Here is a 20,317-nt window from a genome sequence, read left to right on the forward strand (position 1 = left end):
TTCAGCCGCATGATGATGTTGTGCAGGTGGCATGGACGCTACGGCATATCGCTCATCAGGGGTCGTATTGCGTAGTTTGAATGCCCCATGATGCTCAGGTCCGCCGCATCTCCTGGATCGTGGGGTCGGTCGGTCGGTGATGTTCGAATCGGTTCCTCGTGCCGTAATCACATCGCTGGCCGACCGCCTTATATCCCCGGCGAGTCGTCGGCCAAACCTTTCCCCCAGATCTTTGCCTTCGAGATATGACGTTCCGGAAGCGCAGGGGCGTCAGCAAGCAGCCTCTGGGCTACGCGGGTGCGATGTGTTTTCGTATCTGTGGAGCAGCCACTGTATCGAGGGCGGACCGGCCGCGGCAGCAGAAGTCCTGGCTTGAACTGCGACCGCCACAAACAAAAAACGCGCCCGTAGGGCGCGCTTTTGTCGGAAAACCGATCAAGAATTACTTGATCTTGGTTTCCTTGAATTCTACGTGCTTGCGTACAACCGGGTCGTACTTCGTCTTCGTCATCTTGTCCGTGAACGTACGGCTGTTCTTGGTGGTGACGTAGAAGGTACCGGTGTCGGCTGTCGACAGCAGCTTGATCTTGATTGTTGTAGCTTTCGCCATGGTCGTCCTGCCTTTAACAAAAGAGAAGCCGCAGGTGCTTTCACCTCGGCTAAATCTGGCGCGAAACTACGTATCGCGCCCGAAAAGTCAAGTCTGTTTTGCCCGGAAAACAAAACGGAAGATATAAAGCACCACGTAAAGGGCGAAAAATGTGGCGAGCGCCCAGGCAAATCCGTCTGTCCCGGCAATGTCCATCGCAATACCCACTGCCTGCGGTCCGCAGATCGTGCCAACGGCGTAACAGAAGATGAAGGCGGCATTGGCCGCCACGAGGTCTGCGCCCGTCAGGCGCGATCCCAGATGCGTCAGTCCGACGGTATACATGCCGGAAACGAGCCCGCCCCAGAACAGGAGCAGGCCAGCAACCAACAACCAGCTCTCGACGAGAGCGGGTAGAGCCAGCGTACCTGCCACGCCTGCAAGTGCCATGAGGCCGAGAAGTGTACGCCGGTCCTTCATCCTGTCGGACATGAGGCCGATCGGGATCTGGAAGACCATGTTGCCGATGCCCATCACTGTCAGCAGCACGGCGGCCTGCGATTCGCTAAACCCTTCACGCGTGGCGTAGATCGGGAAAAGTGACAGACCGCCCGCCTGCACCGCCCCGAAAACGAAGGCTGCGGCAGACGCCATGGGCACCATCCATATATAACGCGCGAAATGATGGTTCGGCCTCTCGTCCAGCTCCGGGCTTTCGCCACGCGCCACGAAGATCGGGATCGCTGCCAGGAGAATGATGGCGGCGCCCACGATAAAGGGAATGATTCCCTCGCTGCCGACGAGGGAAAACAGCAACGGACCAACGGCGAAGCCAACGGCAAGGCCGGTGGCGTAGATACCCAGCACCATGCCGCGCTTCCTTGGCGGTGCGGCCATGTTGATCCAGTATTCCGACAGGATGAAAAGCGTCGTGGTCGCGCCATGGAAGACGATTCGCAGCGGAAACCACATCCAGAAGGCATCAGCGAAATAAAAGCCGAGCGCACTGAGTGCCGAAATGACAACGGCCAGCAGCATGGTTCGGGCAACGCCGAAATCATGGGCGACTTTTGATGCAAGGGGGGCCGCCATCATCGCCGCGATACCGGCCATTGCCGTATTCACGCCGATCATGGTGGACGAGATGCCGCGCTTCTCGAGAATGATCGACAACAGCGGCAATCCGAGGCCGATGGCGACGCCGACCGCGCTGATGGAGGCAATTGCTGCAATCAGGGAAGGCCAGTGAATGGCGTCTTCTTCGCATTTCGTTCGTGACATGACGGCCTTTATACAAAGTCTCGAATAAACCGGCCGTGGCGCGTGAAGTAGAACCGCACGGGGCATTCAAAGGGCAATGAGGGATCACCTATCATAAGTTTTGTGACATCTTCGAGAACCGTCCGTGTGATCGTCGGCATGTTCAGACCTGAAAGGTTGGCCGTGTCAACCCACCGGAGGTCCCGAAGCTCGTCCGAATCGCGAAGAGCTGCGATATCCACGTCGATTTCGTCCACGAAGCCACTGAAGAAACGCGTGTCGTAGCGTCGGGATAGGCCCGGTGGCGTGATCGCTCTTGCGACAAAACGCAGTGTCGAAAGATCCGGGCCGGTGCTTTCGCGGCCAAGCCGGATGCCTGTTTCTTCAACGAGTTCTCTCACCGCGGCAAGAGCCAGCGCCCGCGCTCCGGCGGGGCTGAGCTGCCTCGGAACCGATTTTGTCAGCCTGCTCACCACTGCGGGGTGCAACTCTCCGCAATAGGGCAGGGCGTGATCCCGCCGATCGCGTTTGCCGCCGGGAAAGACATAAGTATTGGGCATGAAGACATGGGCGGCGCTTCGCTTGCCCATCAGCACTCGCAATCGTGGCCCGGAGCGGTCGAACAGAAGGAGGGCCGCTGCGTCGCGAGGACGCATCGCAACCGTCGTTGGTTGAGGATCAGTGGAAGGATGCAGTGGCGCCACGCAAAGGCCTAATGCGAGGAGCCGTCGATGACCGGCTTTGCCGGTCGGTTGTCGAAGCCATGCATCTTCAACGCCCATTGCAGGCCAATGACACCGCCCTTGATCGGTTGCAGCGTCACAAGCGCAGCAAGGATGGTAATGGGCACCCAGATGGCGAAGTGCACCCACATAGGCACCTGCATGATGAGATCGGTCATCATGAAGCCACCGACGGCAATGTGCCCGATGATGACGATGGAAATGTAAGGTGGCAGATCATCGGACCGCTGGTGGTGCATTTCCTCACCGCAGGCAGCACAATTATCCACGGGCTTCAGCCAGGCGCGGAAAAGACGTCCCGAACCGCAGGCGGGGCAACGGTTCACCATGCCGCGCATGATGGAGCGTCCCAGCGGTCGCTCCATGTCCTTATCGCCATACGTCAGAGTTTCGGAGCTGTGTTCGATACCCATGCTCGTTTCCTTCCCGTGGCGGTTCTCGCCGCTTGCTTATCGCCGCCGTCTTGGCGGGCGTGTGCCGGGCTTTGCCGCCACGCGTGACGTCCGCCGCCCCGCTTTATGAAACGACCGTGTGGCGACCGGCATCTTCCTTCCCTCGCTCAGCATATCGAAACGCAGGGCGCCCGCCAATGGCACGGCCTCGGCAAGCTTGACCTGAACGCTGTCGCCAAGCTGATAACCGAGCCCGGTTTTCTCACCTGTCAAAGCCTGATGAGCCTCGTCATAGATGAAGTAATCCGTGCCGAGCATTGATATAGGTATGAAACCATCGGCGCCAAATTGCGGCAGCGCGATAAAAAGTCCCGCCTTGGTGACACCGGAGACGCGCCCTTCGAACTCTTCGCCCACGCGCTCGGAAAGATGGTGGGCGATCAGGCGGTTGATGGTATCGCGCTCGGCCGCCATGGCGCGACGTTCGAAAGTCGAGATTTCCGCGGCAATGTCGTCCAGCGTCGCTTCTTCCTGCGGGGTGATGCCACCTTCGCCAAGACCCAGCGAACCCACCAGCGCACGGTGCACGATAAGGTCGGCATAACGGCGGATCGGCGAGGTGAAGTGTGCGTACTTCATCAGGTTGAGGCCGAAATGCCCGATGTTCTCCGGGCTGTAGACCGCCTGGCTCTGCGCGCGCAGCACCATCTCGTTGACCATGATCTGGTGCGGCGTATCCAGCGCACGGGCCAGAATGCCGTTGAAGGAGTTGGCGCGCATCGCCGCACCCTTGGCCATGGAAATGCCGATGGTGCCAAGGAACTCCCGTAGGGTTTCCTGCTTGGAGAGCGTCGGCGCATCGTGCACGCGGTAGACCAGCCGCTGTTTCTTCTTTTCCAGCGTCTCGGCGGCGGCGACGTTGGCCTGGATCATCATCTCCTCGATCAGCTTGTGCGCATCGAGGCGTTCAGGAATGACAACCTTGTCCACAGTGCCGTTGGGGCGCAGCAGGATCTTGCGCTCCGGCATGTCGAGTTCCAGCGGCTGGCGACGATCACGCCCGCGCTTCATCACCTCATAGGCATGCCACAGAGGTTTCAGGATCGGCTCCAGCATCGGTCCGGTCTTGTCGTCTGGGTTGCCGTCGATGGCGGCCTGTGCCTGCTGGTAAGAGAGTTTCGCCGCACTCTTCATCATGATGCGATGGAAGGTGTGCGACGCCTTGCGGCCTTCCCTGGAAAACACCATGCGCACGGCAAGGGCAGGGCGGTCGACGCCTTCCTTGAGGGAGCATAGATCGTTGGAAATGCGTTCGGGCAGCATGGGGACGACCCGATCCGGGAAATAGACCGAATTGCCGCGCTTCAGCGCTTCGCGGTCCAGCGGCGCGCCGGGCCGTACATAATAGGAAACATCGGCAATCGCCACCGTCACGATCACGCCGTCCGGGTTGTCGGGCGAGGGATCGGGTTCGGCGTAAACCGCGTCGTCATGATCCTTGGCGTCGGCCGGGTCGATGGTGATCAGCGGCAGGTCACGCCAGTCCTCACGGTGCGCCATCGTGGCGGCTTTTGCGTCATCCGCCTCCGACAGAACATTTTGCGGGAAGATATGCGGAATGCCATGCGCATGGATGGCGATCATGGAGATCGCCTTTTCGGATGCGACAGAACCGACGACGGACAGAACCTTGGCGCGTGTCAGGCCGTAACGCCCGCTGTTGCGTGAGGTTTCCACCTCGATCAGATCGCCGTCCTTCGCATCACCCACGCCATCCGGGTCGATGACCATTTCCTCGCCGCGCCGGTCGATCGGCATCAGGCGACCACCGCCGCCCGGAGACAGCTTGAACACACCGAGAAGCGCGCCCTGACGACGATCGAGTATCTTGACGACACGCGCCGTATAGGCCGGACCTGCCTTTTCCTTGGAGGGAAAGATTTTTGCCAGAACGCGGTCGTTCAGGCCGGCGGTCGGCGCCTTCTTTCCACGATCCTGTGACGATTGCCGGATCAGCACGGCAGGAGCCGCACCCAGATCCTCCGGCCATTCCGCCGGCCGGCCGATCAATTCGCCGTCCTTGTCCCGCGTGGTGATGTCGAGAACCGTCACCGGCGGCAGGCCACCCGGCCGCACCAGCGACTTGCGGCTCTTGTGTACCATGCCGTCGCCTTCCAGCTCCTTCAGCAGGGCTTTGAGGAGGACGCGGTTTTCGCCTTTCAGACCGAAAGCCTTGGCGATCTCACGCTTGGATGCCTGCTGCGGGTGGTCGGCAATGAATTTCAGCAGCACTTCGCGCGAAGGCACTTCACCATGGATGATGCCTTCGCCTTCGTCCACGCGTTTGGAGCGCGCCGTGCGTCCGAAACCGTCATTGGCGGAACCCTGTTTCTGACGCGGCGCTTTACTCACGATTCTGCTTTCTTCGATTTTGCTGCGGCCTTGGGCTTGGCCGCGGATTTGGCTTTCGTTGCCGTTTTCGCTTTGGTCGCCTTCGGCTTTGCGGCAGCGTCACCATCGGCAGACTTGGCTACAGGCTTCGCCGCGGCCTTCTTGGCCTTGGCAGGCTTGCCACCGGTGCCGGTCTTGGCGATGCGTTCGGCTATCAGCACCAGCGCCTCCTCCAGCGTCACGCTGTCTGGAGCCTGCGCCTTCGGAATAGTGGCATTGACCTTGCCCCAATTGACGTAGGGGCCGAAACGGCCGTCACGCACGGTAATCGCACCGCCATCGGGGTGATCGCCAAGCGTTTTCAGCGCAGCCGGGGTAGACGATCTGCCACGGCCAGGTGCTGCCTTCTTTTCGGCAATTACCGTCACGGCACGGTTGAGGCCGATTGAGAACACGTCCTCGACACTCTCTAGATTGGCGTAACCACCGTCATGCAGCAGGAACGGTCCATAGCGGCCGATACCGGCGGAAATCATCTTGCCGCTTTCCGGATGCTGACCGATATCGCGCGGCAGGTTGATGAGTGCGAGCGCCTTCTCGTGGTCGATCTCTTCCGGCTTCCAGCCTTTTGGCAGCGATGCGCGCTTGGCGTCCTTGCCGTCGCCACGCTGGATATATGGTCCGAAGCGGCCGGAACGCAGCGTCAGCTCTTCGCCCGTCATCGGGTCCGCGCCCAGCGCCTTCGGCTCGTTGAGGGCGGCGGCTTCCGCCTCCGCACCGTCCGAGGTGAGCTGACGCGTGTAGTTGCATTCGGGATAGTTTGAGCAGCCGACGAACGCGCCATACTTCCCAAGTTTCAGCGACAGGTTGCCGGTGCCGCAGACCTGGCAGATACGCGGATCGGAGCCGTCCTCGCGCTTGGGGAATACCAGCGGTGCCAGAACCTCGTTCAGCGCATCCAGAACGTTGGTGACACGCAGCTCCTTCGTGTCTTCGATCTGGGCGAAGAAATCCGACCAGAAGTCACGAAGAACCTGCTTCCAGTCCAGTTCACCGGCAGAAATGCGGTCGAGCTTTTCTTCCAGATCCGCGGTGAAATCATATTCGACGTATTTTGTGAAGAAGCTTTCGAGGAACGCCGTCACCAGCCGTCCACGCGAATGCGGAATGAGCTTGCGCTTGTCGACGATGATGTATTCGCGGTCGCTCAGCGTCTTCAGTGTCGCGGCGTAGGTGGAAGGACGGCCGATGCCGAGCTCTTCCATCTTCTTGATGAGCGATGCTTCCGAATAACGCGGCGGTGGTTCGGTGAAGTGCTGGCTGGCGTTGATCTTCTGCCTGGCGAGGTTTTCGCGCGCGTTGATTTCGGGCAGGCGGCCTTCGTCGTCACCGTCGTCGCTCTGTTCGCCGTCTTCCTTCTGATCGGTATAGGCGGCGATGAAACCGTCGAAACGGATCACCGAACCAACTGCTCGAAGGCAGGCCTTCTCGCCCTTGTTGTCAGCGAGGATTTCAACGGTGGTGCGCTCGATCTCGGCGGATGCCATCTGGCTGGCAATGGCACGCTTCCAGATCAGGTCGTATAGCCTGAACTGGTCGGCATCGAGAAACCGCTTCATCTTGTCCGGCGTGCGGTTGAAGTCGGTCGGACGGATGGCTTCGTGCGCCTCCTGCGCGTTCTTTGCCTTTGTGGAATAGAAACGGGCTTTCTCAGGCACGTATCGGCCACCGAACTGTTCGCCGATCGCGCGGCGAGCTGCATCAATCGCTTCCGGCGCCATCTGCACGCCGTCGGTACGCATATAGGTAATCAGACCTGCGGTTTCGCCGCCGATGTCGATACCTTCGTAAAGCTTCTGTGCGACCTGCATGGTGCGCGAAGCTCCGAAGCCCATGCGCGAGGAGGCGGCCTGCTGAAGTGTCGAGGTCGTGAACGGAGGGCCGGGATTGCGCTTGACCGGCTTGGCCTCGACGGTATCGACAACATAGGTCGCACCTTCGAGAAGGGTTTTGAGGCGGTTGGCGTCGTCGCCCGTCTTGATGCCTCTCGCCTGCAGGCGCTTGCCATCGGCAGACGTCAGCTTTGCTTCGAACTCGTCACCGCGTGGTGTCTTGAGAAGAGCGGAGAGGTTCCAGTACTCTTCCGAAACGAAGCGTTCGATTTCGGACTCGCGATCGCAGACAAGGCGAAGCGCTACGGACTGAACGCGGCCAGCCGAACGTGCGCCGGGCAGCTTGCGCCACAGCACCGGTGAAAGGTTGAAACCGACGAGATAGTCGAGTGCGCGGCGCGCCAGATAGGCGTCTACCAGCGGGATGTCGATGTCGCGCGGGTTCGCCATCGCATCGAGAACAGCCTTCTTGGTGATGGCGTTGAAGACCACGCGCTTGACGGGCTTGTCACCGATCACCTTCTTCTTTTTCAGAAGATCGAGCACATGCCAGGAAATCGCCTCACCTTCGCGATCAGGGTCGGTTGCGAGAAACAGTCCGTCGGAGGATTTCACCGCATCGGCAATATCCTTCATGCGCTTCTGCGAGGCCGGGTCCACTTCCCAGGACATTTCGAAATCCTGGTCCGGCAGCACCGAGCCATCCTTGGCAGGAAGATCCCGAACGTGGCCAAAGGATGCAAGAACCTTATAGCCCGAGCCAAGATACTTGTTGATCGTCTTGGCTTTGGCAGGAGATTCTACGACGACGACATTCATATTTTTTTCTCTGGAACTGGTCCGTTAATGTGTCCCGGCCGCATGGGCGTGTTGCAGCGAGGCTTCTTTATATTTCGACATGGACAGGTAATGCGCGCTGGTCAAGAGGCAAGGGCGATTTTCTCATTTCGGCACGAATGCAACCAGAGGATTATCTTTGATTGTATTGCAATTTTAAATAAACGAGTTATGGTTGCAATCATTATTCAATGCGTGCTGAAAATCTTTCCTCAGGCTGAATTCGCAGGGTATATTATGGTCCCGGATAGAACACACGATAATGCCTATGGTGACGCAACGAGGGAAAATCTTGCCTACATCCGGCAGATGTTGGCGGAGCTCCGGCAGGCCGCCAGCCGTGAAGGCGCGGACATGCTCTGTTACCTGATCGAGATGGCTTATGTGGAAGTCGGTGATATACAGAGCGGGCGACGCAAGCTCTCAATCCGCCATAACAAGTGAAACCAGCCCCCCGGTATGCCGGTTTAGCCGACCGGCGATATCCAGTTCCAGAAGCACCATGTGAACCGTGGCAGGCGACAGTCCCGTATGGCGGATGATGTCGTCTGTCTCGACAGGCGAGGGACCGAGCGCAGCCGCAATGATGTTGCGCTCCGTATCTTCGGGCGGCGACATGTCGGTTTCGCGTGCCGGTTCCTCGACTTTCCGCTCGAGCGGAAGGACTGGTTCCATCATCGGATGCAGGGCATCGAGAATGTCGGCTGCGCCCGTTGTCAGCATGGCGCCTTCCTTGATGAGCCGGTTGGTTCCGTGACAACGCGGGTCGAGTGGTGATCCCGGAACGGCAAAGACGAGGCGCCCTGCTTCGCCCGCAAGCCGGGCAGTAATCAGCGAGCCGGAACGTTCCGCCGCTTCCACGATCACGACACCAAGCGAGACCCCGGCGATCAATCGGTTGCGGCGCGGGAAATCCCGCGGCCGAGGCTCCCACCCAAAGGGCATTTCGCTGATGGTTGCGCCGCCTTTGTCATAGATTTCCTGCAGCAGGCCGAAATTTTCCTGCGGATACGGCCGGTCGAGCCCACCCGCCAGCATAGCCACGGTTCCGGTTGGGAGACTGGCGCGGTGTGCGGCGGCATCGATCCCGCGCGCAAGGCCGGATGCGATGGTATAGCCTGCCCGTCCGCATTCCTGCGCCAGCATGGCTGCAAATTTCGCGCCGTTGATCGACGCATTGCGCGAACCGACAATGCCGATGGAGGGGCGTGTCAATGTGGCGCCTGATCCCCGCATAGCGATCAGCGGTGGCGCGCCGTCCACATGTCTCAATGCAGGTGGATAGTCCGGCTCTCCGATGCCGACGAAACGTGCGCCGAACCTCACGGCCGTGTCGATTTCGCGTTCAGCCTCCGCCTGCGTTGTGATGCGCAGGCTTCGCGACGAACCGCCGCGCCGCGAAAGCTCGGGCAGTGCCTCGAGCGCGTGTTCGGCGCTGCCGTAGTGATTGATGAGTTCGCGGAACGTGACTGGACCGATATTGTCGCTGCGGATCAGCCGAAGCCAGGCGACTTTCTGCCTGTCGGAAAGCGCCATGCCCTGTCGTTTTATTCCGTCGTGCGGCATCAAACGCCCTCGCTAAGAGGGCGAATGGCGTTTGCCTTAGCCCTTCTGGCCGATCTTGCTTTCCGTGCCTGCGACAAGACGCTTGATGTTTTCACGATGTTTCCACCACGAAATGACGCTCAGGAGCGTAACGAGCAGCGCGGTTTTTTCGGGTCCGAGTATCCACAATGCCGCGGGAATGACAAGCATCGCCACCAGTGCGGAAAGCGAGGAATAACGGGTGATGAAGGCCGTCACCAGCCACACCGCGGCAAAGCCCAGCATCATCAGCGGTGCAGCACCCAGCAGCACGCCGATATAGGTCGCGACACCCTTGCCGCCCTTGAAGCCCAGCCAGACCGGAAACAGGTGGCCGAGGAAGGCGAAGAAGCCTGCGACCAGCGATGCTTCGTATCCCCACAGCGCATTGGCGACCAGCACCGCAGCCGTACCCTTCAGCGCATCGAGCAGCAATGTCGCGGCAGCGAGTTTCTTGTTGCCGGTACGCAGCACGTTGGTCGCGCCGATGTTGCCCGAACCGATCTTGCGGACGTCGCCCAGACCGGCGGCACGGGTCAGGATCAGGCCGAACGGGATCGAGCCGAGCAGATAACCGACCAGCGCGGCAAGCGCGAGCAGGGAGGCTGCCGTCTCCCAGACAGTCAATACAGTCATTCAAATGTCCCCTGTCTTCGTGCTTTCCGTAACGTAAGTTTCATCACAACTCGTGAACCTGTTTGCCCGCCACGTAGGTGGCGACAACACGGCCGCTGAAACGTGCATCCTCGAACGGCGTGTTCTTGGATTTCGATACCAGATTCTTTTCCGATACAAGCCAAGGTTCTTCGAGGTCGATGAGTGTGATGTCAGCCTTCGCTCCGGCCTTCAGCGTGCCGGCATCAAGCCCGAAGATCTGGGCCGGACGGGTCGAAAGCGCATCGATCAGCCGCATCAGCGGAACGTCGCCGCTATGGTAGAGGCGAAGAGCCGCAGCCAGCATGGTTTCCAGCCCCACCGCGCCGCTTGCCGCATCCGAGAAGGGCAGGCGCTTGGTGTCCACATCCTGCGGATCATGAGAGGAGACGATGATGTCGATGGTCCCGTCCTTCAGCGCTTCCACCATCGCCTTGCGGTCGTCTTCCGAACGCAGAGGCGGGGAGAGCTTGAAGAAGGTGCGATACTCGCCGATGTCGTTTTCATTGAGCGTCAGGTGGTTGATCGAGATGCCGCAGGTCGCCTTGACGCCCCGCGACCGCGCCAGCCTGATTGCCTCGGCCGATTCCGGTACGGAAATCTTGGCGGCGTGGTAGAGCGCTCGTGTCAGCCCGGCGATGCGCAGATCGCGCTCCAGCGGAATGATCTCGGCTTCCTTCGGAATGCCGGGCAGGCCGAGCCAGCTTGCGAAAAGTCCCTCGTTCATATCGCCGTTGCCGATATATTTGTCGCGGGTTTCGAGCGCGATCACCGCGCCCAGTTCGCGGGCGTAGGTCATTGCCCGGCGAAGCACCAGCGTGTCGGAAAGCGCCTTGCGGCCATTGGTGAAGGCAACGGCACCCGCTTCTTTCAGCATGCCGAACTCGGTCATTTCCTCGCCGCGCAACCCTTTGGTTACAGCTGCCGCCGGGTGGACGTTGACCAGCGCCTTGTCACGCGCCGTCTTTTTCACGAATTCCACGAGCGCGATATCGTCGATGACGGGATCGGTATCCGGCATCACGATGATGCTGGTGACGCCACCCGCCGCTGCCGCACGAGAGGCGGACTCGATCGTTTCGCGGTGTTCGGCACCGGGTTCGCCGACGAATACGCGGGCATCGACCAGACCGGGAACCGCAATCAGCCCCTTGCAGTCGCGAACGGTCGCACCTTCCGGCACACCCTGATTGCGGGCGTCCTTGCCTGCCGCGAGAATGGTGCCATCAGCGCCGATGACGATGCTGCCGGTTTCGTCGAGGTTGCGGGAGGGATCGATGATGCGGAGGTTGTTCAGAACGGTAACGGCACTCATACGCGCTCACCCTGATTTTGCGAGACAAGCAGGGTTTCCATCACCGCCATGCGAACGGCGACCCCCATTTCAACCTGGCTTTCGATCACGCTCTGCGGACCGTCCGCCACCTCGGATGCGATTTCCACACCGCGGTTCATTGGGCCGGGATGCATGACGAGCGCATCGTCCTTGGCAGCCTTCAGTTTTTCGGCGTCGAGGCCGTAATAATGGAAATATTCGCGCACTGAAGGCACGAAGGAGCCAGACATGCGCTCGCGCTGCAGGCGCAGCATCATCACCACGTCGGCGTCTTTCAGACCTTCCTTCATGTCGTGATAGACTTCCACGCTCATGTCGCGAATACCGGACGGCAGCAGCGTTGCAGGCGCGACGACGCGAACCCGCGCACCCATCTGGTTCAGGAGAATGATGTTGGAGCGGGCAACACGCGAATGCAGCACGTCACCGCAGATCGCTACCGTGATACCGGATAGCGTTCCCTTGGCACGGCGGATGGTCAGCGCGTCGAGCAGCGCCTGCGTCGGATGTTCGTGCTGGCCGTCACCGGCGTTGACTACGGAGCACGCGACTTTCTGCGCGAGAAGCGCTGCCGCACCGGCAGAGGAGTGGCGCACCACCAGGACGTCCGGTCGCATCGCGTTCAGCGTCATGGCCGTGTCGATCAGCGTTTCGCCCTTTTTGACGGACGAATTGCCGACCGACATGTTCATCACGTCAGCGCCGAGGCGTTTTCCAGCCAGCTCAAAGGAGGACTGCGTGCGGGTCGAGGCTTCGAAGAACAGGTTGATCTGCGTGAGGCCACGCAATGTCGTGGTCTTCTTCTCGCGCTGACGGCTGATTTTCACCGCCTCGTCGGCTTTGTCGAGAAGAAGGGTGATATCCTGATGGGAAAGCCCCTTGATGCCGAGGAGATGGCGGTGGGGGAAGAAGACCATGCGGTTTGCCTCCTGAAGGGCGTCGCATTTTCCCGTGAAAATGCCCGGAACGCCCGAATGCTGGTCCGTGCGCTCCCATTCGCTGTCTACACGCCTGTGGAGCGCCGCGGAAATCGGTCCTGCGCTCTATAGAGACTGCTTCAGCGGGGGGCAAGCGTTCGCGCGCTCTGCGAGCGAAAACATGGGGATGTTTTCCCGCTTGCTTTATATCAAAGCGTGACTTGGTATGGTCAGGCAGTTTCCTTGACAGCAATCGCAGCCGAATGAATGTCTGCGAGAGGTAACTGGAAATATCGCCATGTCTTCTTATTCAGTCTTTGCCCTGGCCGTTCTCGCCCTTCTGCTGACACCCGGTCCGACCAACACGCTTCTGGCGCTCTCCGGAGCTGGGCGGGGCGTGAGGGCGTCCCTGCCGCTGATGCTGGGGGAGATCGCCGGTTATCAGCTGGTCATTCTGTCGCTTGTCTTTTTTGTCTCCGGTTTTCTGGAGGCGCATGTAGAACTCGCCGCAGCCGTAAAGCTTTGCGCTGCGATATGGGTGGCGTTTCTGGCGGCGCGGCTATGGACCTTGCCGTCCTCTGCGCCCATAGGCGAGGCGATTTCCGCCCGGAGGGTTTTCGTCACGACATGTCTGAACCCGAAGGCAGTGATTGTCGGTCTGGTGCTGCTGCCGCAGGCGCCATTTGCCACTATATGGCTCTATATCCTGCTGTTCTCGGTCCTGGTGGCGCTTGCTGCGCTCGTCTGGCTCTCTGCCGGTGCCTTTCTCATCCGTCATACCAGCCAGTCATCTCCACGCCTCGTTCGCGGCACCGCGTCGGGTTTTCTGCTGGTCCTGTCGCTGGGGCTTGCCGGAAACGTGTTCGGCATTCTCTAGGCTGGTTCTGAAAAACGCCGAAAGCGGCTGTTTAATCCCTTCAATCGCTTCCTGTGGGTGAAATTATGCAATATCACCCACTATGCAATTCCAATAAAAAGCAGCTAGAAGCACTTGATGACCCAGAACTCCCGGACAGAAGAAACGCTCGCCGACCTGAACCAGCCAAGCCTCTGGACCGGTATCAACGCCTATCGTTCCGATCCGCTGATCGTTGATCTGACATCGGGGCTTTCGCGCAATCTCCGGGACGAGTTCGATCAGATCGGTCGCTACGTCACCTCGCACGAAGCGCAGGAACTGGCGCGCATGGCCAATCAGTGTGTGCCGAAGCTCAACACCCACGGTCCACGCGGTGAACGGCTGGATCAGGTGGAATTTCATCCTGCCTGGCATGCGCTCATGCGCCGCTCCATGTCGGCCGGCCTGCATTGCGCCGCATGGGAAAATTCGCCCGATACGCGCGGCAACGAACACAAGGCACGCGCCACGAAGTTCTACCTCACCTCGCAGCTTGAGGCCGGGCATCTGTGCCCGCTGACCATGACCAGCGCGTCCGTCGCCGCGATCATGACTTCGCCGCGTGTGCAGAAGGAATGGGCGCCGAAAATCCTGTCACGCAAATACGATTCGTCGCAGAAGCCGGCATTGCAGAAAACCGCCGTGACCATCGGCATGGGCATGACGGAAAAGCAGGGCGGTACCGATGTGCGCGCCAACCGCACCACCGCCGAACGGGTGGGCGAGGGCATCTATCGCCTTTCCGGCCACAAATGGTTCCTGTCCGCGCCGATGAGCGACGGCTTCGTCATGCTGGCGCAGATGGGCGACGGCATGGGCTGTTTCCTCGTGCCGCGTTACCTTGAAGACGGCTCCGCTAACGGTCTGCATTTCCAGCGGCTCAAGGACAAGCTCGGCAACCGCTCCAACGCCTCTGCCGAAGTCGAATTCACCGATGCCTTCGGTTATCTGCTGGGTGATCCCGGTGCCGGTATTCGCACCATTCTGGATATGGTGACGCTGACGCGGCTCGATTGCGCGCTCGCCTCCGCAGGCATGATGCGCGCCTCGCTGGCCGAAGCCGTGCATTATGCCCGTGGCCGCTCGGTCTTCGGCAAGATGCTCGTCAGCCAGCCGATCATGACCCGCGTGCTGGCCGACATGGCGCTCGATGCCGCAGCCGCAACGGCGCTCTCCTTCCGGCTGGCGACGGCTTTCGATGCCGCCCGCAACAACCCGGCGGAGGCGGCCTATGCCCGCGTCATGACGCCGATCGTCAAATACTGGTGCTGCAAGATCGCGCCTGCACTGATCTACGAGGCGATGGAATGCCTCGGCGGCAACGGTTACGTCGAAGAGCGGCCGATTGCCCGCCATTACCGCGAAGCGCCCGTCAACGCGATCTGGGAAGGTTCCGGCAACGTCATGGCGCTGGACGTGCTGCGCGTCCTTCAACGCGGCAAGGATCTCTTCGACCTCGTTTTCCAGACACTGGAGCGCGATCTTGGTCCCTCCGGCAAGAAGACCACGGATGTTCTTCGTGCGGCGATTGCGCTGGCTGAACGCGACGAGGGAGCTGCCCGCCTTCTGGTCGAGCAGTTCGCGCTGGCGGCCGCTGCCGCGGAGCTCTGCCGTCTTGGTGCGGGCAAGATCGCCGATGCTTTCCTGGAAACGCGTCTGGCCGGTGGCTGGAGGCATACTTACGGCATGCTCGATTCGCGCTTCGATCCGACATACATTATCGACCTTCTTTACCCACCCGCTTCGTGAGGATTGATGCTGACATTCCGTTCTGCGCGTCCGGAGGATGAGGACGCCCTTTACGCCATCAGTCTGGCGACCGGCGACGCGGGTCAGGACGCGACGCCACAGTATCGTGACGGGCGCATGGTCGGCCATATCTATGCGGTGCCTTATCTGCATCTGTGGCCCGACGCGGTTTTTGTGGCTGAGGATGATGAGGGCGTATGCGGTTACATCGCTGGCGCGCTCGATACGGTTTTGCATGAAGAGCGGCTTGAGCAGGAATGGTGGCCGCATCTGCGTACGCTCTACGCCGATCCCCAGGGCGATCCGGACAGCTGGAATGCCGATCAGCGCCGCGCCCACTTCATCCATCATCCGCGCCGCACGCCGTCCTGGCTGACCGACCCGTTCTCCGCTCATATCCACATGAACCTTTTGCCCCGTACGCAAGGGAAGGGCGGTGGCACGCGCCTGTTGTCACGCTGGCTCGATATGGCGAGACAAAATGGCGTCGGTGGCATCCATCTTGGTGCCAGCGAGCGCAACGAAACCGGCATGCGCTTCTGGGAAACACGCGGTTTCAAGCGTCTCGATAGTCACGAAACACCTGGGTCCGTCTGGTTTGGTATGGCGCTCGAATAGCGCTTCTATTGGCCTGCGCGGACGTTACGCCTTCCTGCGCAACAGGGCCGCAGCCACCGCGACATCCGTACCGGCAAGGCCGGTCGAGCAGAACAGCGTCACCTCGTCTGGTGACTGACGGCCGGTTTGCTGCCCCGCAACGATCTCTGATAGACCCCTGATGCGTTGTTCGTCCAGCGTGCCGGCAAGAAAAAACGGCGATGCGTAGGCGCGAATCTGGTCGGGCGAATCTGTCGCGATCAGACTCGCCGCAGCGGCGACGTCTTTGCCTAGTTCGTGTGCATTGACGGTCTTCGGCCCAACCGTGTTGATATGGACGCCGGGTTTCAATGATTGCGCATGGATGACGGGTGTCGTGCTGCTGGTCGCGCAGATGACGATATCGGCGTCCGCGACTGTATCCTCCACCGTCTTGGCAGGCTGGATGTCGATATCCAGTTGACGCTTCATTTCTGTTGCGAAGGCATGTCTGTTGGTGTCGTCCCGGCTGAAGACGCGCGCATGCGAAAGGCGCCGCACGGCCGCTGCCGCAGCAAGTTGGGTCCGGGCCTGAAGGCCGCTGCCGATGATGCCGACCGTTCTGGCATCTTCGGAGCTGAGGTGGCGAATGGCGACGCCACCGATTGCACCGGTTCGGATCGCACCGAGCTTTTCTCCCAGAACGAGCCCTTCCAGCCGGGCTGTGTCGGCTGACCAGACGGCAACGATCTGCGAATGCTCGTTGCCGGCAAAGGTATCGTAGACGCGAAAACCTGCGATCGCATCATCCCCGACAAGGCCGCCGACGGTAAAGACAAGATCGCCTTTGCCGGGAAACGCGACATGGTGTCTGGGTGGGGCAACCAGTTCGCCGAGCGCCTTCTTCCGCATGGCGGCCTCAACCGCCTCTATCGCGATCGGCATGATGTCGCCGCCGCTCAGGTCCTGATCAGTCAATATCGTCGTCATGGCTGTCCTTTCGGTTACCACATCCTGCAAGCTCAAGTGCAGTTTAGGTCAAGCGGCTTTCAAAAAAGAAGCGCCGGTACGCAGTTTGGCCGTCATCCACAGCTTCCTGTGTCTTGCCACGTCTCCCGCGTTGTCCTTCCTTTCATGCTTTGTTAACCCGGTATTTCAGGCTTCCGGGAAGGACGGGTAGACGACATGGTGGCGAGCGCAGCCGCAGAAATGATTTCGGACGTTAAACCGGAAAAGCGTATCAAGGATCGCGCTGCGACCGAGCGGGCGATTTTCAATGCGGCCAAGTCCATTCTCGCGGAAGAGGGTTTCCAGAATTTCGGCATCAACGCCATCGCGCGCCGCGCCGGTTGCGACAAGCAGCTCATCTATCGTTATTTCCGCGGCCTAGAGGGGTTGATCGAGGCGATCGGTGAAGATCTCGGTTCGTGGGTCAAGGATCGAATTCCAGAAGATACCGGCGGCATGTTCCTGCTGACATACGGCGATCTCATGGAACGGCTGGCGCTCTATTTCATGGATGCGCTACGTGCCGACCCGCTCGTCTGCAAGATCATCGCCTGGGAGGTTTCCGAAAACTCTCCGCAGGTGCGGCAGCTCTCCGAGGCGCGCGCCAAATCGCTGGCGAAATGGCTGGAACGAATGCGTGGCTCTCTGGAGGCGCCAAAGGGCGTCGATACCGCGGCCGTCAACGCCGTTCTGTTCGCGGCGATCCAGCATCTCGTCATATCCGCTGCCGCGAGTGGTCAGTTTGCCGGTGTTCCACTCAGATCCGCAAAGGATTGGGAGAAGGTCGCAACAGCCGTCAAGAGGCTGGTGCGGGGTGTCTACGGCTGATTGCCGCAACGTCTGATCTCTATGGTCCGCCGTATATAACCGCTGCGTTGTTCCGCAGCGGTTTTTTATTGCGCTGCGCCATTGTCTCCGGAGAGTGACGTGGTGAGTTATCCACATCCGCGCGCCGTTTGTTAACCATAATGGCAGCTTTTATTTGCCTGTCAGCCGCCACCGGTCCAGTGTGTTAATGATTGATTAACCATGCGCAATGATTGCGCAGAGGGAGCCGCAAGTGAGCCGCTGGATAGCTTTGAGCGTCATGATGACGTTTTTTGCCATGCTGCCGTTGGATATCGACGTGCCAGCGCTGAACCTGTGCCTTATGGCGTTCGCGCGCTGGGCGGTGCTTGCTGGCATTCCCGAAACGTTGTCCCTGCGGGAGCAGGTGGCATGAAGTGGTTCCTGATCCTGTGGGCCGGACCGGTCGCCCTGCTGGCCGGCTGGTACTGGCTTTCTTATTACGACATCAGCTTTGGCTTCTACATGCTGACCCGCCAGACCCATGATCTCGTTTTTCAGATTTACGGTCACATTCTGGGCATGCCGCCGGAAAGCCTGCCGCCACTGGTGGCACGCGCCATCGCTGTCGACAGCATTGTCGTGCTGGCAATCGTCGCATTCCGCAGAAGAAAGAAAATCATCGCCTGGTGGCAGGGTCATCAGTCTGTGGAGCGCGCCAGCGCCGAAAGCCTGTCCAGCGCACCCTGAAGAATGAAACTCGCTGCGGCCGAATCGATGCGTTCGGCCCGCTTGGCGCGTGACACGTCCATTTCCAGCAGTGCCCGTTCGGCCGCAACCGTGGAAAGCCGTTCGTCCCAGTAGATGAAGGGCAGGGCGGTCTTTTCGCTCATCGACCGAACGAAGGCACGCGTGGCCTGCACGCGCGGACCGGATGAGCCGTCCATATTCATCGGCAGACCGATCACGAAGGCAGAAACCTTTTCCTTTTCGGCAAAGGACAGCAGCACCTCGGCATCCAGCGTGAATTTCACCCGCTTGATGACAGGGCGCGGCGTGGCAAAGCGTCTCGACAGATCAGACATGGCAAGGCCGATGGTTTTCGTGCCGAGGTCAAGCCCGGCAATGGCCTGTCCCGGCTGCAGAACATCTGCAAGTTCTTCGATTGTCAGCGTTGCCATGGTTCTTCTCTTACCGCTTGCGAACGAATTCTGTGCGCAGCACCAAGCCTTTTACGGCGTCGTGCTTGCAATCGATCTCTTCAGGATTATCTGTCAGTCGTATCGACTTGATAACCGTTCCCTGCTTCAGCGTCGTGTTTGCGCCCTTGACCTTCAGATCCTTGATAAGTGTAACAGAATCGCCATCGGCCAGGAGGTTGCCAGCCGCATCGTAAACCGCGTTTGCGGTCACCGCTTCTGCTGCTATTTCAGAGGCGGGGCGCCATTCGCCACTCGCTTCATCATACACATACTCGTCATCATCTGCGGCCATGTTCGCAATCCAAATTTTACGGGGTATCCGGTTGTCCGGCCCGTCCTATGTCATAGTATACCGTTAATACAAAGGAGAACTTCCATGAAAATCAGCTGGCTCGGCCATGCCGCCTTCCGCATCGAGACGGCAAAGGCCAAGATCCTCATCGACCCGTTCTTCACCGGAAATCCGTCTTTTGCCGGTCAGGACGCCAGGAATGCCGCAGAGGGCATCACCCACATCCTGCTGACCCATGGACATGGCGACCATGTGGGTGACACGATACAGCTGGCAAACGAAACCGGCGCAACGGTTCTTGCCAATGCAGATCTCGCCTCCTGGCTCGGTTCGAAGGGCCTTGCCAGGATCGACATGGGCAATACCGGCGGTACGGTGCACTTCGACGGTTTTTCCGTAACCTTCACCAACGCGCTGCATTCGTCCGCGCAGATAACCGAAGACGGCGTTTCACACTCGCTTGGCAACGCCAACGGCCTCATGCTGCATGTCGAGGATGGCCCGACCGTTTACCACATGGGCGACACGGATATCTTTTCCGACATGAAGCTCATCAATGAACTGCACGCACCGGATATCGGTCTTGTGCCGATCGGCGATCGCTTCACGATGGGCGGCGCGGTGGCGGCTCTTGCCTGCCAGCGCTTCTTCAATTTCGAGCACGCGATTCCCTGCCACTACGGCTCTTTCCCGATCATCGACCAGACGCCGGAGAAATTCGTGAGCGGTATGGAAGACGGCAAGACCCGGGTTCACACCCCGAAGCCGGGCGAAACGTTGTCCTTCTGACGCCGCGAGTTTAGGCGTGTCGATACCGGAAAAGCACCGCACACTTTTACGCGACACGCTTTCTACCGTTGCGAATGGCGGACATGCTCATTATAGCGGGTAGGAAAATTCCTACCGGAGTAGAACCATGTCCGTCGATCTTGCCACCGTGAAGCGCGTTGCGCGCCTTGCCCGTATTGCCGTTAATGAAGAAGAGGCCAACAGGATGCTTGGCCAGCTGAATGGCATTCTCGGTTTCGTGGAGCAGCTTTCGGAAGTGAATGTCGACGGCGTCGAGCCGATGACATCCGTTACCCCGGTGGAAATGAAGAAACGCGCGGACGTTGTGACCGACGGTGACAAGGCGGACGATATCGTCGCCAATGCACCCGCGACCGACCGGAACTTCTTTATGGTTCCGAAAGTGGTCGAATAAACCGACC

Annotated in this window: 22 protein-coding genes; 9 read left to right on the top strand and 13 right to left on the bottom strand. The window is 59.9% G+C overall.

Annotated elements, in window-relative coordinates:
• Nucleotides 1-442 precede the first annotated feature (442 nt).
• From rpmG to topA, 6 genes are all read right to left on the bottom strand, one after another.
• Nucleotides 443-610, bottom strand: coding sequence for a 50S ribosomal protein L33 (rpmG, locus tag N7578_RS15075; protein ID WP_003496403.1), 168 nt, complete (start codon nt 608-610; stop codon nt 443-445).
• 87 nt (nt 611-697) lie between these two features.
• Entirely contained in the window at nt 698-1,870 is a 1,173-nt protein-coding gene (locus tag N7578_RS15080) for an MFS transporter (protein ID WP_311111104.1), read from the bottom strand.
• 8 nt (nt 1,871-1,878) lie between these two features.
• Entirely contained in the window at nt 1,879-2,505 is a 627-nt protein-coding gene (locus N7578_RS15085) for an NUDIX hydrolase (protein ID WP_311111105.1), read from the bottom strand.
• A gap of 56 nt (nt 2,506-2,561) precedes the next feature.
• Nucleotides 2,562-3,005, bottom strand: a complete 444-nt coding sequence (locus tag N7578_RS15090; RefSeq protein ID WP_311111106.1) for a DUF983 domain-containing protein — start codon at nt 3,003-3,005, stop codon at nt 2,562-2,564.
• A gap of 36 nt (nt 3,006-3,041) precedes the next feature.
• The gene (rnr, locus tag N7578_RS15095; RefSeq protein WP_311111107.1) at nt 3,042-5,396 is read right to left on the bottom strand and encodes a ribonuclease R; all 2,355 of its coding nucleotides are present in this window, start codon (nt 5,394-5,396) and stop codon (nt 3,042-3,044) included.
• On the bottom strand, nt 5,393-8,086 hold the full coding sequence (gene topA, locus N7578_RS15100; RefSeq protein WP_311111108.1) for a type I DNA topoisomerase: 2,694 nt from the start codon (nt 8,084-8,086) through the stop codon (nt 5,393-5,395). Before topA ends, rnr begins: the two co-directional genes overlap by 4 nt.
• A 255-nt stretch (nt 8,087-8,341) precedes the next feature.
• Here topA and N7578_RS15105 point away from each other — a divergent pair, with 255 nt between their 5' ends.
• Nucleotides 8,342-8,548: a hypothetical protein gene (locus N7578_RS15105; protein WP_311112519.1), complete on the top strand. Its 207-nt coding sequence runs from the start codon at nt 8,342-8,344 to the stop codon at nt 8,546-8,548.
• Here the strand turns inward: N7578_RS15105 and dprA are convergent.
• The 4 genes from dprA to N7578_RS15125 are packed head-to-tail and all read right to left on the bottom strand — an operon-like array spanning nt 8,528 to nt 12,595.
• Entirely contained in the window at nt 8,528-9,670 is a 1,143-nt protein-coding gene (gene dprA / locus N7578_RS15110) for a DNA-processing protein DprA (protein WP_311111109.1), read from the bottom strand. The genes N7578_RS15105 and dprA overlap by 21 nt on opposite strands.
• A 36-nt stretch (nt 9,671-9,706) precedes the next feature.
• Entirely contained in the window at nt 9,707-10,324 is a 618-nt protein-coding gene (gene plsY / locus N7578_RS15115) for a glycerol-3-phosphate 1-O-acyltransferase PlsY (RefSeq protein WP_311111110.1), read from the bottom strand.
• A 43-nt stretch (nt 10,325-10,367) separates the two neighbouring features.
• Nucleotides 10,368-11,657 (bottom strand): dihydroorotase, encoded by a 1,290-nt coding sequence (locus N7578_RS15120; RefSeq protein WP_311111111.1) that lies wholly within the window; start codon nt 11,655-11,657, stop codon nt 10,368-10,370.
• Nucleotides 11,654-12,595 carry an aspartate carbamoyltransferase catalytic subunit gene (locus N7578_RS15125; RefSeq protein WP_311111112.1) on the bottom strand — a complete coding sequence of 314 codons (942 nt, stop codon included), beginning with the start codon at nt 12,593-12,595 and terminating at the stop codon, nt 11,654-11,656. Before N7578_RS15125 ends, N7578_RS15120 begins: the two co-directional genes overlap by 4 nt.
• 298 nt (nt 12,596-12,893) lie before the next feature.
• Between N7578_RS15125 and N7578_RS15130 the strand changes: the two genes are divergently transcribed.
• The 3 genes from N7578_RS15130 (at nt 12,894) to N7578_RS15140 (ending at nt 15,860) form a co-directional block, all read left to right on the top strand.
• Nucleotides 12,894-13,472 carry a hypothetical protein gene (locus tag N7578_RS15130; protein WP_311111113.1) on the top strand — a complete coding sequence of 193 codons (579 nt, stop codon included), beginning with the start codon at nt 12,894-12,896 and terminating at the stop codon, nt 13,470-13,472.
• A 117-nt stretch (nt 13,473-13,589) separates the two neighbouring features.
• Nucleotides 13,590-15,242, top strand: a complete 1,653-nt coding sequence (locus N7578_RS15135) for an acyl-CoA dehydrogenase family protein (protein ID WP_311111114.1) — start codon at nt 13,590-13,592, stop codon at nt 15,240-15,242.
• A gap of 6 nt (nt 15,243-15,248) precedes the next feature.
• Nucleotides 15,249-15,860: a GNAT family N-acetyltransferase gene (locus N7578_RS15140; RefSeq protein ID WP_311111115.1), complete on the top strand. Its 612-nt coding sequence runs from the start codon at nt 15,249-15,251 to the stop codon at nt 15,858-15,860.
• 24 nt (nt 15,861-15,884) lie between these two features.
• Here the strand turns inward: N7578_RS15140 and N7578_RS15145 are convergent, their stop codons facing one another.
• Nucleotides 15,885-16,808, bottom strand: coding sequence for an ornithine cyclodeaminase family protein (locus tag N7578_RS15145; RefSeq protein ID WP_311111116.1), 924 nt, complete (start codon nt 16,806-16,808; stop codon nt 15,885-15,887).
• 195 nt (nt 16,809-17,003) lie between these two features.
• Between N7578_RS15145 and N7578_RS15150 the strand changes: the two genes are divergently transcribed.
• From N7578_RS15150 to N7578_RS15160, 3 genes are all read left to right on the top strand, one after another.
• Entirely contained in the window at nt 17,004-17,654 is a 651-nt protein-coding gene (locus N7578_RS15150) for a TetR/AcrR family transcriptional regulator (RefSeq protein WP_311111117.1), read from the top strand.
• Between the two features lie 232 nt (nt 17,655-17,886).
• Nucleotides 17,887-18,048, top strand: coding sequence for a hypothetical protein (locus tag N7578_RS15155; protein ID WP_311112593.1), 162 nt, complete (start codon nt 17,887-17,889; stop codon nt 18,046-18,048).
• Nucleotides 18,045-18,362, top strand: coding sequence for a DUF6105 family protein (locus tag N7578_RS15160; protein WP_311111118.1), 318 nt, complete (start codon nt 18,045-18,047; stop codon nt 18,360-18,362). The genes N7578_RS15155 and N7578_RS15160 overlap by 4 nt, the downstream gene beginning before the upstream one ends.
• On the opposite strand, the gene ruvX is transcribed toward N7578_RS15160, so the two are convergent.
• Nucleotides 18,314-18,793, bottom strand: a complete 480-nt coding sequence (gene ruvX, locus N7578_RS15165; protein ID WP_311111119.1) for a Holliday junction resolvase RuvX — start codon at nt 18,791-18,793, stop codon at nt 18,314-18,316. The genes N7578_RS15160 and ruvX overlap by 49 nt on opposite strands.
• A 10-nt stretch (nt 18,794-18,803) precedes the next feature.
• A complete protein-coding gene (locus N7578_RS15170; RefSeq protein ID WP_311111120.1) occupies nt 18,804-19,106 on the bottom strand; it encodes an alkylphosphonate utilization protein in 303 nt (100 codons plus the stop codon).
• Between the two features lie 84 nt (nt 19,107-19,190).
• Here N7578_RS15170 and N7578_RS15175 point away from each other — a divergent pair, with 84 nt between their 5' ends.
• A complete protein-coding gene (locus N7578_RS15175; RefSeq protein ID WP_311111121.1) occupies nt 19,191-19,895 on the top strand; it encodes a metal-dependent hydrolase in 705 nt (234 codons plus the stop codon).
• A 127-nt stretch (nt 19,896-20,022) separates the two neighbouring features.
• Nucleotides 20,023-20,310: an Asp-tRNA(Asn)/Glu-tRNA(Gln) amidotransferase subunit GatC gene (gatC, locus tag N7578_RS15180; RefSeq protein ID WP_311111122.1), complete on the top strand. Its 288-nt coding sequence runs from the start codon at nt 20,023-20,025 to the stop codon at nt 20,308-20,310.
• The last annotated feature ends 7 nt before the right edge of the window (nt 20,311-20,317 follow it).

The organism is Agrobacterium tumefaciens, from assembly GCF_031801495.1.
GTDB lineage: Bacteria > Pseudomonadota > Alphaproteobacteria > Rhizobiales > Rhizobiaceae > Agrobacterium > Agrobacterium tumefaciens_K.

What these genes read in the sequence shown, in the direction of transcription:
- N7578_RS15135 (WP_311111114.1), top strand. Translation starts at nt 13,590, where the DNA reads ATGACCCAGAACTCCCGGACAGAAGAAACGCTCGCCGACCTGAACCAG.
- plsY (WP_311111110.1), bottom strand. Translation starts at nt 10,324, where the DNA reads ATGACTGTATTGACTGTCTGGGAGACGGCAGCCTCCCTGCTCGCGCTT.
- N7578_RS15140 (WP_311111115.1), top strand. Translation starts at nt 15,249, where the DNA reads ATGCTGACATTCCGTTCTGCGCGTCCGGAGGATGAGGACGCCCTTTAC.
- N7578_RS15125 (WP_311111112.1), bottom strand. Translation starts at nt 12,595, where the DNA reads ATGGTCTTCTTCCCCCACCGCCATCTCCTCGGCATCAAGGGGCTTTCC.
- N7578_RS15120 (WP_311111111.1), bottom strand. Translation starts at nt 11,657, where the DNA reads ATGAGTGCCGTTACCGTTCTGAACAACCTCCGCATCATCGATCCCTCC.
- N7578_RS15150 (WP_311111117.1), top strand. Translation starts at nt 17,004, where the DNA reads ATGGTGGCGAGCGCAGCCGCAGAAATGATTTCGGACGTTAAACCGGAA.
- topA (WP_311111108.1), bottom strand. Translation starts at nt 8,086, where the DNA reads ATGAATGTCGTCGTCGTAGAATCTCCTGCCAAAGCCAAGACGATCAAC.
- N7578_RS15090 (WP_311111106.1), bottom strand. Translation starts at nt 3,005, where the DNA reads ATGGGTATCGAACACAGCTCCGAAACTCTGACGTATGGCGATAAGGAC.
- N7578_RS15145 (WP_311111116.1), bottom strand. Translation starts at nt 16,808, where the DNA reads ATGACGACGATATTGACTGATCAGGACCTGAGCGGCGGCGACATCATG.
- ruvX (WP_311111119.1), bottom strand. Translation starts at nt 18,793, where the DNA reads ATGGCAACGCTGACAATCGAAGAACTTGCAGATGTTCTGCAGCCGGGA.
- dprA (WP_311111109.1), bottom strand. Translation starts at nt 9,670, where the DNA reads ATGCCGCACGACGGAATAAAACGACAGGGCATGGCGCTTTCCGACAGG.
- N7578_RS15080 (WP_311111104.1), bottom strand. Translation starts at nt 1,870, where the DNA reads ATGTCACGAACGAAATGCGAAGAAGACGCCATTCACTGGCCTTCCCTG.
- N7578_RS15170 (WP_311111120.1), bottom strand. Translation starts at nt 19,106, where the DNA reads ATGGCCGCAGATGATGACGAGTATGTGTATGATGAAGCGAGTGGCGAA.
- N7578_RS15175 (WP_311111121.1), top strand. Translation starts at nt 19,191, where the DNA reads ATGAAAATCAGCTGGCTCGGCCATGCCGCCTTCCGCATCGAGACGGCA.
- N7578_RS15105 (WP_311112519.1), top strand. Translation starts at nt 8,342, where the DNA reads ATGGTCCCGGATAGAACACACGATAATGCCTATGGTGACGCAACGAGG.
- N7578_RS15160 (WP_311111118.1), top strand. Translation starts at nt 18,045, where the DNA reads ATGAAGTGGTTCCTGATCCTGTGGGCCGGACCGGTCGCCCTGCTGGCC.
- N7578_RS15130 (WP_311111113.1), top strand. Translation starts at nt 12,894, where the DNA reads ATGTCTTCTTATTCAGTCTTTGCCCTGGCCGTTCTCGCCCTTCTGCTG.
- gatC (WP_311111122.1), top strand. Translation starts at nt 20,023, where the DNA reads ATGTCCGTCGATCTTGCCACCGTGAAGCGCGTTGCGCGCCTTGCCCGT.
- N7578_RS15085 (WP_311111105.1), bottom strand. Translation starts at nt 2,505, where the DNA reads ATGCGTCCTCGCGACGCAGCGGCCCTCCTTCTGTTCGACCGCTCCGGG.
- rpmG (WP_003496403.1), bottom strand. Translation starts at nt 610, where the DNA reads ATGGCGAAAGCTACAACAATCAAGATCAAGCTGCTGTCGACAGCCGAC.